The sequence below is a fragment of the Empedobacter sp. UBA7611 genome (genome assembly GCF_002484365.1).
GTDB classification, from domain to species: Bacteria; Bacteroidota; Bacteroidia; order Flavobacteriales; family Weeksellaceae; genus Empedobacter; species Empedobacter falsenii_B.
Window position 1 is genome coordinate 1 of the sequence record NZ_DLJR01000080.1, and the last position, 9,611, is coordinate 9,611.

A 9,611-nucleotide genomic window follows, 5' to 3' on the forward strand; every position below is an offset into this window, starting at 1 on the left:
AGCAACTTGAAACCGCCATTTGTTTATATTCAAAAATTTTCGCTAAACAATCTATTGTCAACTCAATACTTTTATGAACGACTTGATTTAAATCCTTAGCTTTGGTAATATCTTTTGTTTTAATTGAATAACAAGGTGTTTTATTAAAAAAAATAGATTTAGTAACATTAAGTCTTCTATTATTTACTTTTATAAAAAAGTCAAGTTCGCTTCCTGCTTTGCCTACAAAATATCTATTTTCTGCTTTTTCTGTTTTACCAGGATTATCACCACAATATATAATTTCAATATCATCATCAATGTTTTCCCAATCTTTATTTATAACAATTTTAAAATTTGTTGATTCAAGTTCATTGAGTTGCTCAATATATTGTAAAATTATTTCTTTAATCATTTTTTATTTAAAATTACAATAAATAAAATCCAATATAATAAATTTTATTTTACTAAAAACAAACAGCGTCCGATAGAATATATCAGACGCTGCTTTTATTTTATGAACTAAAAATTATTTTTTTAACAATTTTCGATTACGCTTTTTACCACGCGAATTACATTTGGCATTGCTGTATTCGCTGCATTTAATACATCTTCGTGCGAAACATCGAATGAAATTTCTGGTCCACCTAAATCTGTAATAATAGATAAACAGAAAACGCGCATATCCATGTGACGAGCAACAATAACTTCAGGAACTGTACTCATACCAACACAATCTCCTCCAATAAAACGAACCAATCCGTATTCAGATGGCGTTTCGAAAGTTGGTCCTTGTAATCCTACATAAACTCCTTGATGAACCAGGATATCATTTGCTTTTGCAAATTCTGCCGCTTCATTCAACATTTCTCTGTCATATGCTTTAGACATATCCACAAAACGAGGTCCTAATTCGTCAATATTTTTTCCGCGTAAAGGATGTTCTGGCATCATATTAATATGATCTTTTACCAATAAAATATCTCCAACTTGGAAATTTGGATTAACACCTCCAGAAGCATTCGATAAAACAACTTTCTTAATTCCTAATCCATTGAAAACACGCATTGGGAACGTTACTTCTTCCATCGAATATCCTTCGTAATAATGAAAACGACCAGCCATCATCAAAACTTTTTTACCTAAAATAGTTCCGTATACTAAATGACCTTTATGCCCTTCTACTGTTACTTGAGGAAAGTTTGGTATATCTTTGTAGCTAATAACAACTTTATTTTCTACTTCGTCTTCTAATTTTCCTAATCCAGACCCTAACACAATTACAAATTCTGGTTGATCTGGCAATAAATTATTGATGTACTTTACAGCCTCATTAATTCTGTCCAACATACTCTAAAATAGTTTGATTAAATTTTTCTTTATCGTTAATATCGATACTAATCGGAATGTAGTATAAATCGTCTTTTATCATGGATTCTTCCATCAAACGCATATAATCTTTCTCCGTTGTCATGATAATTTTATCAAAACGCTTTCTACCTTCCGTATCTTCGTATCGTTTGTAAATATACTCAATTTCTGATTGACTAAAATTATGATGATCTGGATATTCTAAATGCAAGACATTTGCAAAGTTTTCTTCCGCAAATTTTACCAAACCATCTGTTTTAGCAATTCCTGTAACTAAAATAACATTCAGATTTTTCCAAGTCGATTTCTCAACATTATCCAATTTCCCAATCAATTTGTTATCATAAACAATTTTCGAGAAAAATAATTGCTGATGAGATCTTAACTTAATCTTTTTCGAAATTTCTTTGTGCTTTTCTTCCGATATTCTGTCTGGACATTTCGTTACAATAACAATATCTGCACGACGAACTCCACTTCTACTCTCTCTCAAATCACCTGCTGGCAATAAAAAATCTTTGTAATATGGATTATTGTAATCAGTCAACAAAATATTGAAACCAGCTTTTATCCCACGATGTTGATAGGCATCATCTAACAAAATTGCTTCTGCATTGTAATGATCAATTAATTTTTGCGCACCAAAAGCTCTATCTTCGCAAACTGCAATCAAAATTCTGTTCTTGAAACGTTGAAAAAACTGCATTGGTTCGTCTCCAATATCATAAACTTTGGATGAATAATTTGCAATCAAAAAACCTTTTGTTTTTCGTCCATATCCTCTACTCAATGTTGCAATTAATTTTTCGTCTTTCAACAAATCAATTAAATACATAATATGAGGTGACTTTCCCGTTCCGCCAACAGACAGGTTTCCAACATTAATAATTGGAATTTTGAATGATGATGAACGCATCATTCCTATATTGTAAAACAGATTTCGAACCGAAGTTCCAATCCAATATAAACCAGAAAATGGAAGTAAAAATCTACGCCAATTCATTTTTATTTTTAATATTAAGCGAAAATACTATTTTCAATTTTAATTCTAAAAAAAGAAACACTTCATTTCTTTATTCAGCGAAAAAAAACCTATTCTATCGGAACAGGTTTTTAATTATTTATTAATCGTATAATTTATTCAATTCGTTGGCGTAACTCGTTTTATCCTCTATCTTCCAACCGTAGGTTTTGGCAAGGAAATACAAATCGCCAAGATTTTGAATTAATTGTTGATGTGCTTCTTGTTTTAGTTTGGTTTGATCAACGGTTTTTTCTACATGCTCTACAGCACGTTTCTTAATTCCGTTCAAATCATCTTTACTAAATTTATTGAAAACACTTTGATCCATGTCATAAAAACTAACATCTGGATACACTTGAATTTCAACTGGAGGAATAGATTTGATGATAATTTTTTTATTCACCGAATCCAATTCAATATCCATTTTTTTCAAATCATATGTTGCTTGCGCTTTGGCTTTCACCAAAAGTGTCACCTTTTTATCCGCAGAAAAAATATCAGTTAAACCTGGCAACGATTTTTTTGACGTGTGATTGTATAAATCTGAATAGGTTTGTTCTGCAACAATCATTTTATTCATTCGTTCGATTTGATACGCAATCACATGAGATTGTTCGGTATAGCTTTCAGATTTGAATTTATCCATGATGAAATACGTTATCATCACACCAAAAATAAAGGCTACAACAACAAGAATTATTTTCTTTAAATTATTCATTTGCATAATTTGGAGTCAATGGCGTACCATTCACAATCTGTGCCAAATCTTCTTCTAGATAGCCCGAAACTGGAGATTCTACAATTCTACCAACTTCTTCTTTTTTATTATTATATACGATAATTGTCGGAACGTGAGTCACATTTTTATTGATTTCTTCTCCGTTGAAACTTTTCTTTTGACGATTTACACCAATCACTTTCAAACGATTTTGAGGAAATTTAATATCATCTAAAATTTTGTACAAACGCGGCAATTCACGACGAGAATCTGGACACCAAGTTCCTACAAAAACTTCCAAACGATAATTGCGTAAATCTTTTAAACCTTTCAATTTACTTTTTTCAACTTCGTACGTTTCATATTCGTGGTGGTACCAATCCTTAAAATCATCTTCTTCCAACGCTTTTCTTGTAAATTCTCCCGTCAACATTTTCTTCCCATTTTCAGCTGTAATCGTACGATTCAACACTTTATTTTGAGCAAACGATTGTGTAGAAAAACCCAACATTGCCACAAGTGCAATTGCCAATATTTTTTTCATTGTATTTTTAGTTTATAGGTTAAATGTATAAATAATTATGAAATGATTTGCCCATTTTCAACTTTAATTGAGCCAATTTCGAAAGTCGCCAATTGATTCAATAAAGGATAATTTTTGGATGCTCCTTTATAAACTTGTTTTTCAGCATCAATTTCGAGATGACCAATAAATTTTCGCAAATCACCAATTTCAATAATTTTTGCGATTTGCTCTACCGAATTATTTTCTTCGTTGTATTCATCTTCAAAATAAATTCCCAAATCGACAACTGAAGAGTTTTCTCCATTTTGAATTTTAACATTATGAATCACAATATCCAAATACTTTTGTCCATTTTGAGGAATCGATAAATATTCATCAAACGGAAAATTTTCTTGCGTAGCTAACGCATTCAATCCCCCTAAAATAGCCAATGCATTGTATTTTCTTGTTGTATTACGTTGATAATCATTTGGAAAATGTCCCGCTTCAAATAATACGCACGGATAATCCATTTTTGTAAAATTATCCCCAGTAGACATCGGATAAAACTCTGATGTATAACGACCTACATGACCAGAAATCACTTTTTGTAATTCAGTATTCATTGCCTGAATAATTCCCATCGTTTTTTCACGAACTTCGTTCACATCTTCTTCAACATTATAAGAAGGCGCTAAAAATGATAAAGTCGCTGGTTTAGCGGTTTGTCCAACATTGAAAATCGTACGTTGATCATGCAAATTGAATAAGGTTTGATAATTTCCTTTTTCCACTTGATCTAACAAAACATGAATTTCTGTTGATTCTTTTGCTAAAAAATCACGGTTAATGTCAATTCCAACCGCATTTCTACGTGTATTAACATTTGCACCATCAGGATTTAGCATCGGAATAAAATCAATCGTCAATTGAGATAAAATGGTTTGAGCTAATTCAGATTTTTGTTCAAAAAAATTAATCACATCAAACATTGCACGCGTTCCAGAAGATTCGTTTCCGTGCATTTGAGACCAAATTAATAAACGTTTTTCTCCAGTGCCGAAACTTAATTTATAAATCTCGTTTCCTAAAAAAGATGTTCCAATTTGTTCTTTTTGAGTTGATTTTAATGAAAAATATTGATTTAAAGCTTCAAAATTTAACCATTTCGAATCAAAACCTTCTTGTCTGAAAGTTGAATATTCTTTCTCTAATTGATGAATATCAAACATATTTTTTACGTTATACGTTTATAAGTTCTATGCTATAAATTTTTAGAAAATATAATTCATCTTAATTCTCGATATAATTTTCAGAAATAATCTTTCTAAAAATCACTCGAATTGACAAATTTTAATTCAAAATATATAACATTATTATTTATACTAAATTGATTTCTTGAAAGTTTTGCGACGTTTGTGATTTACAGGATCATAAGCTTTCCATAAAACTTGAATACTTTCGTTGTCCGCTAATTCAGGGTTTGTTTCCAAAAATTTGATCCCGTTGTTTCTAAACGTATCAAACATTGCATTAAAAATCAATGCTGTAACTCCCTTTCCTTGAAATTTCGGATCAATTCCAATCAAATAAAATTGAGCAGAATCATTATTTTTACTTGCTTTCATCAAATGCCACCAACCAAAAGGAAAAATTTTACCTTTCGCTTTTTGCATCGCTTTCGAGTAAGAAGGCATCGTAATTGCAAACGAAACCATTTTTCCGTCTTCATCAACAATACAGTTCACAAAATCTGGATTGATAAACGGAATATATTTCTTTTTGTAATATTCTATTTGGTAATCCGCAATTGGCACATAAGTATCCAATTCGCTGTAAGTTTTATCTAACAAATCGAACATTTCGTCGACATACGGAATAATTTCAGAAGTTTTTGTAAACTTCAATTCTCGTAATTTGTAACGTTCTCGAATAATTTTATTAAATTTGATAACCTTTTCTGGCAATTCTGTTGGTGCAGCCAATTCATATTCCACCCACTCATTAGCCGTTTCAAAACCTAATGATTCTAAGTGTTGCGCATAGTACGGAAAATTATATAAACCAACCATTGTAGCCAATTTATCATATCCGAAAGTTAGCAAACCTGCCTTTTCCAAATTCGAAAAACCAACTGGTCCCTCTATATATTCTAATTGATTTTCTTTACCTATTTCCGTGACTTTTGCCAAAAGTACTTTCGTGACTTCGATATCATCAATCATATCAAACCAGCCGAAACGCATTTTACGTTTTTGTTGATTATTGACTTCTTGCCAATTGATAATTGCCGCAACACGTCCCACAATCTTACCTTCTTTTTCAGCAAGAAAATAACGCGCTTCAGCATCTTTAAAAACGGGATTTTTAGAAACATCTAATGTTTCCTTCTCCTCATTAATAAAGGGTGGAACGTAATATTGATTATCCTTATACAAATTCATCGGAAACTTAATAAATGCTTCCAAATCGTGTTTTGATTGTACTTCTATTATGCGAATACTCATAGCTTACAAAGGTAATGAGTTTTGTAATTTCAATTCAAAAATTTTTGAGCAAAATGTCAGTTTTTGTTCATTTTTATATGATTTAATACAGAACTCTGCCAAAAAAACTAACTTTTCTGCTATTTTTGTCTCTATTCACTTATTGGAATACTTTTTGAATTTTGAATAAATATTAAAATTGATTAAAAAATAAAATAGAAAATAGATGACAGGTTATTACATTATTATTGGGTTATTTATGCTGATTAGTTGGTTTGTTAGTAACCGACTGCAAAGTAAATTTAAGTATTATTCGAAAGTACATTTAGCAAACGGAATGTCAGGAAAAGAGATTGCCGAAAAAATGCTTTCTGATAATAACATTCACGATGTTCGTGTTATATCTACTCCTGGACAATTGACGGATCATTACAATCCTGCTGATAAAACGGTAAACTTATCGGAAGTTGTTTACCACGAACGAAATGCAGCGGCGGCGGCAGTTGCAGCGCACGAGTGTGGTCACGCAGTACAACATGCGGTTGGATATAATATGTTGCAATTACGCTCGAAAATGGTTCCAATGGTAAACGTTGCATCTCGCTTAAATCAATGGATTTTGATGTTAGGATTAATCGTAATGGCTTCATCTAAAAATGCAACTTTATTGTGGATTGGTATTTTCTTATTTGCGGTAACAACAGTTTTCGCATTTGTTACTTTACCTGTAGAATATGACGCTTCCAACCGTGCGTTAGCTTGGTTAAAAGGAAACAATATGGTAATGCCAAACGAATATGAAGGCGCAAAAGATTCATTAAAATGGGCTGCAAGAACTTATGTAGTAGCGGCGATTGGTTCATTAGCGCAATTACTTTATTTTGTAATGATGGCAATGGGCGGACGACGAGATTAAAACTTAATTATTATAAAATTAAAAAATCCCTTCAAAAATTTTTGAAGGGATTTTTTATTATTTCTTATCGTATAATTTATTGTATAAATCTTGATATTTAGCCAAGACATTTTTACGTTTCAATTTTAATGTTGGCGTTAATAATCCATCATCAATTGTCCATTCATCAGGAGTTAATTCAAACTTTTTGATTTGTTCCCAATGTCCTAAACCTTTATTCATTTTTTCAATTTCACGACCTATAATATCTAAATTTGCAGGCTCTTTAATTAAATCTGCCTTCGTTGCAGGTTCAGCAATTCCTTTGATACGTAAATAATCTTTCAACACTTGAAAATTAGGTTGAATAATCGCACAAGGCATCTTCTCTCCTTCTCCAACAACCATTACTTGCTCAATAAAACGAGATTGTTTGAATTTATTTTCAATAATTTGAGGTGCAATATATTTTCCTCCAGAAGTTTTGAACATCTCTTTTTTACGATCAGTAATTTTAAGTAAACCTCTTTCAAGAACTCCAATATCACCCGTTTTGAAATAACCATCTGGTGTGAATGCTTCAGCAGTTTTTTCAGGATCTTTATAATAACCTTGTGTAACGTTAGGACCTTTGACTAAAATCTCTCCATCTTCTGCAATTTTAACCTCGATTCCTTTTAATGGAGCACCAACAGTTCCGATTCCGAAACCATCTTTCTTCATACAATTCACCGAAATTACAGGAGAAGTTTCTGTCAAACCATAACCTTCTAAAATTGGAATTCCAGCACCCCAGAAAATATGATTCAAACGTGCTGCTAAAGGTGCAGATCCCGACACCATACATACTAAATTTCCTCCAACTCCTTCTTTCCATTTACTGAAAACCAAACTTTTCGCGATAGAATGTTTCAACCCAAATAATCCACCTTTTGGATTATAAGGATCGTAATCTTCAACAAGGCTTAAAGCCCACATAAAAATTTTCGTTTTAAGACCTCCTGCAGAAGCACCTGTATTGTAAATTTTATCGTAAACCTTTTCAACTAATCGAGGCACAACCGTCATTACATGTGGTTTGACCTCTTTCATATTATCTCCTAATTTATCGATGCTTTCTGCATACCAAATTCCAATACTCAAATGTTGATACAAATAAATCAACATACGTTCGAAAACATGATTAATCGGAAGAAAACTTAACGCAATCGCATGATTTGGAAAATCTGGAATACGATCAACAGACATTAAAACATCAGAAACGATATTCTCGTGCGTTAATACAACACCTTTCGGACGACCTGTTGTTCCTGAAGTATAGATCAAAGTCGCCATATCAGATGGTTTTATCATCTCTTTGATACTATCCACTTCATGTTGCGTTGAATTATCTTCACCCAAATCTAAAATTTCTTTATAATTTGGAACTCCAGCAATTTCATCAAAACTATAAATACCAACCAATGTTGACACTTTATCTTTTACGGCTGCAACCGTATCATATAAACCTTTATCAGAAACAATGATAAATTTACATTCAGCATTGTTTAAGATATAATCAAAATCATCTTCCGAAAGTGTTGGATATAATGGAACGGAAATCGCGCCAACTTGCTGAATACCGATATCACAGATGTTCCATTCGGTACGATTAGTTGAAGTGACTATTGCAATTTTATCTTGTGGCTTGATTCCTAATTGTAATAATCCTCGACTAAATGCATTTGCTTTGCCAACGTATTCTTGCGTAGATGTTTTCACCCAAGTTCCGTTCACTTTAGACACCAATGCATCTTCTCGAGGATTATTTTCTAATTGATTTTGCGGAAAATCAAATAATCTTTTTATTTCCATGGTTTTGAATAATTTTCTTAGTTGCAAAATACTAATAAAAAAATTATAATGCAAGCATATAAAATTATTTTAGTGTAAATCTTACACCAATAAAAACATGGAAATTTTATTAATTTAAGACTTATTCTTCGTCATCTAACAAAGACATTTCTTGATCATAAAAATCTAAAGCGTCTTCGATTAAATTAGCAATTTCAGTATTAAATTCTTCGTTATCTTCTTCTTCAGAAATATCTTCAAACCACTCGATATCGTCAGTTTCTACGTCTAATAAAAAACGAGGATAATCTGTATGTAAAATAAAGATTTTGTCTGGCATTGTAGAGTTATCAGCCAATAAAAATTTTGGTAATTCCATTTTATATGTTTTTTAATTTATCTTCTAAAATTATTTCTGTATTAGGATTTTCCCTAATCATTTTCTTCGTTTGACGATTGTAACGAATCATCAAAAACACTGCCGAAGCTGTTAATCCAGTTCCTAAACCAATCCACATTCCAAACGCACGCATTTCGAAAACAATTGCTAATACTACACCAATCGGAATTGCGATTAACCAATATGATATAAACGTTAGAATAGAAGGAATTTTAACATCGGTCATTCCTCTCAAAGCACCTAATAATACCAATTGAACGCCATCTGACATTTGGAAAAGCGAGGCAATAATTAATAATGATGCAGCTAAATTGATAACATCTGGATTGTCTAAATAAATTGTTGGTAATTGATAACGGAAAATAATGAATAAAATTCCGCACAAAATCATAAATGATAA

General features: G+C 31.6%; 11 protein-coding genes. 1 reads left to right on the plus strand and 10 read right to left on the minus strand.

Going from position 1 to position 9,611, the window contains the following annotated elements; genetic code table 11:
• From B3R94_RS13395 to B3R94_RS13425, 7 genes are all read right to left on the minus strand, one after another.
• Positions 1-394 (minus strand): hypothetical protein (locus B3R94_RS13395; protein ID WP_291101440.1); only part of this gene is annotated, 394 nt, incomplete at its 3' end.
• A gap of 122 nt (positions 395-516) precedes the next feature.
• Entirely contained in the window at positions 517-1,329 is an 813-nt protein-coding gene (locus B3R94_RS13400; protein WP_115001055.1) for a purine-nucleoside phosphorylase, read from the minus strand.
• Complete coding sequence (lpxK, locus tag B3R94_RS13405; RefSeq protein ID WP_291101443.1) at positions 1,313-2,353, minus strand: tetraacyldisaccharide 4'-kinase; 1,041 nt, start codon at positions 2,351-2,353, stop codon at positions 1,313-1,315. Before lpxK ends, B3R94_RS13400 begins: the two co-directional genes overlap by 17 nt.
• Before the next feature lie 121 nt (positions 2,354-2,474).
• Positions 2,475-3,092: a DUF4230 domain-containing protein gene (locus tag B3R94_RS13410; RefSeq protein WP_052217853.1), complete on the minus strand. Its 618-nt coding sequence runs from the start codon at positions 3,090-3,092 to the stop codon at positions 2,475-2,477.
• Positions 3,085-3,636, minus strand: a complete 552-nt coding sequence (locus B3R94_RS13415; RefSeq protein WP_280051598.1) for a TlpA family protein disulfide reductase — start codon at positions 3,634-3,636, stop codon at positions 3,085-3,087. Before B3R94_RS13415 ends, B3R94_RS13410 begins: the two co-directional genes overlap by 8 nt.
• 35 nt (positions 3,637-3,671) lie before the next feature.
• Complete coding sequence (locus tag B3R94_RS13420; protein WP_291101445.1) at positions 3,672-4,829, minus strand: M14 family zinc carboxypeptidase; 1,158 nt, start codon at positions 4,827-4,829, stop codon at positions 3,672-3,674.
• Positions 4,830-4,982: 153 nt separating this feature from the next.
• Positions 4,983-6,104 (minus strand): GNAT family N-acetyltransferase, encoded by a 1,122-nt coding sequence (locus tag B3R94_RS13425; protein ID WP_125350449.1) that lies wholly within the window; start codon positions 6,102-6,104, stop codon positions 4,983-4,985.
• Between the two features lie 205 nt (positions 6,105-6,309).
• Here B3R94_RS13425 and B3R94_RS13430 point away from each other — a divergent pair, with 205 nt between their 5' ends.
• Complete coding sequence (locus B3R94_RS13430) at positions 6,310-6,999, plus strand: zinc metallopeptidase (RefSeq protein WP_115001061.1); 690 nt, start codon at positions 6,310-6,312, stop codon at positions 6,997-6,999.
• A 57-nt stretch (positions 7,000-7,056) separates the two neighbouring features.
• Here B3R94_RS13430 and B3R94_RS13435 read toward each other — a convergent pair whose 3' ends face one another.
• The 3 genes from B3R94_RS13435 to B3R94_RS13445 all read right to left on the minus strand — a co-directional run.
• The gene (locus tag B3R94_RS13435) at positions 7,057-8,832 is read right to left on the minus strand and encodes an AMP-dependent synthetase/ligase (protein ID WP_291101449.1); all 1,776 of its coding nucleotides are present in this window, start codon (positions 8,830-8,832) and stop codon (positions 7,057-7,059) included.
• 121 nt (positions 8,833-8,953) lie between these two features.
• A complete protein-coding gene (locus B3R94_RS13440) occupies positions 8,954-9,190 on the minus strand; it encodes a hypothetical protein (protein WP_038336082.1) in 237 nt (78 codons plus the stop codon).
• Position 9,191: 1 nt separating this feature from the next.
• Positions 9,192-9,611: MATE family efflux transporter (locus B3R94_RS13445; protein ID WP_291101451.1), on the minus strand; the 420-nt coding region annotated here is incomplete at its 5' end.